A 1,546-nucleotide genomic window follows, 5' to 3' on the forward strand; every position below is an offset into this window, starting at 1 on the left:
CGCTGCGCGCGGTCGCGGGCGGCCCCGCGCTGGGCACCGTGCCCGCCGACGACCGCATCGACCTCGGCGTACGCGGCGACGCGCCGCTCGCCGAGGCGTTCCGGCGGATCCGCACGAACCTGCGGTTCGCCGAGGGCGGCGACTCTCTGCCCCGCTCGGTGGTCGTGACCAGCGCCCTCCCGGGTGAGGGCAAGACCACCGTCGCGTGCAACCTCGCGGTGTCGCTCGCGGAGGCGGGCTGGAGGGTGATCCTCGTCGACGCCGACCTGCGCGGCTCCCCGCTGGCCTCCCGGCTCGGCGTGGAGGAGGCCGACGGGCTGGCGGAGCTCCTGAGCGGCGGCCGTACCGTCGATGAGGTGCTCCGGCAGTGGGGCCCCGAGACGCTGTCCGTGCTGCCGGGCGGCGCCGCCACGGGCAACCCGGGCGACCTCGTCGCGTCGCGGATGATGCCTTTCATCCTGGAGAAGCTGGGCGATCGGGCCGACATCGTACTGATCGACACACCCCCGGTACTGTCCACGACCGACGCCGCGGTCCTCGCCCGCGGATGCACGGGCGCGCTCGTCGTCGCCCGGCACGGCGGGACCAGGCGGGAGGACGTCGCCCAGGCGGTCGAGCGGTTGGAGACGGTACGCGCCCGCGTGCTCGGGACGGTCCTCAACGGCGACCAGCCGAAACGCGGCGCGTACGTCGAGAACGACCTGCGCCTACTCCGCCCGACCGTACGACGCCGGCTCGCCGCCCAGCGCTGAGCAAACCGGCTCCAGTGGGTTCTGGGGCCGGTTAGGCGGTGGGGGTGGGGTGCCACACGGTGGTTCGGGGCGTCGTGCGTCGGGTCACAAGAGGCAGCGTCTTCGGTGGCAGCGGCAGGATTCGGCCGGTGACGTGGCATGGGCCGGGAGGCCGCACGGCGGTCGTGACGGTGTGCCGCACCGGGGGCACCACGGCGACGGGCAGGTGCGGCTGCGCCGGGTCGGCGGGTGTCCGGCCGGGGAGCGGGACCGCCACGCGTCCGGCCAGGAGCAGCAGATCGTGCGCAGGGTCCATCCCGGCGTCCGGCCCCATAGGTGGTCCGGATGGTCGGTCATCACGTTCTCCCGGCGTACAGGCGGGGGCGTGGGGCCGGTGTGCCCGTGACGCGGTCGGCGGCCTGCCGTCCCGACAGGAGCGCCATGGGCACGTCGAGGCCGGGTACGGTGCCGCGGCCGGAGAGCACCACGTTGTCGGACGTACGGGCCAGTGCCGGTCCGGACGGCTCCGCGCGGCCGTACGTGCACGCGGACGCGGTGGGCGTCCCGGGGATCAGTCCCTGGTCGAGGGCGGCGAGCGTCTCCGCCGTGCCGTGGAGGCCGCACCGGGTGGCGATGAGAGCGGCCAGCTTCTCCGCGTACGCCGACGCGGCGTGGCCCCCGGCGCCTTCGCTCATGGCGGGGCCGGGGATCGGGGCGGACAGGAGCTGCCGCCCGTTCGGCGCCAGCGCCGGGTCCGTCGCCGTGGGGCGGGTCACCGGCAGCGGCCTGTCGCTCGCCGGGTTCCCGGTGACGGC

General features: G+C 75.7%; 2 protein-coding genes and 1 pseudogene. 1 reads left to right on the forward strand and 2 read right to left on the reverse strand.

The features are described 5' to 3' along the window. A partial coding sequence (locus ACFFNX_RS49645) for a CpsD/CapB family tyrosine-protein kinase (RefSeq protein WP_378213460.1) occupies nt 1-752 on the forward strand: 752 nt, incomplete at its 5' end. Nucleotides 753-783: 31 nt separating this feature from the next. Here ACFFNX_RS49645 and ACFFNX_RS49650 read toward each other — a convergent pair. Continuing rightward, complete coding sequence (locus ACFFNX_RS49650; RefSeq protein ID WP_378213462.1) at nt 784-1,047, reverse strand: hypothetical protein; 264 nt, start codon at nt 1,045-1,047, stop codon at nt 784-786. 40 nt (nt 1,048-1,087) lie between these two features. Next, nucleotides 1,088-1,546, reverse strand: a pseudogene (locus tag ACFFNX_RS49655) (phytoene desaturase); the annotation flags it as partial.

Source organism: Actinoallomurus acaciae (assembly GCF_042429965.1).
GTDB classification, from domain to species: Bacteria; Actinomycetota; Actinomycetes; order Streptosporangiales; family Streptosporangiaceae; genus Actinoallomurus; species Actinoallomurus acaciae.

Excerpts from the sequence above, each read along its gene's own strand:
- ACFFNX_RS49650 (WP_378213462.1), bottom strand. The coding sequence starts at position 1,047 with ATGGACCCTGCGCACGATCTGCTGCTCCTGGCCGGACGCGTGGCGGTC.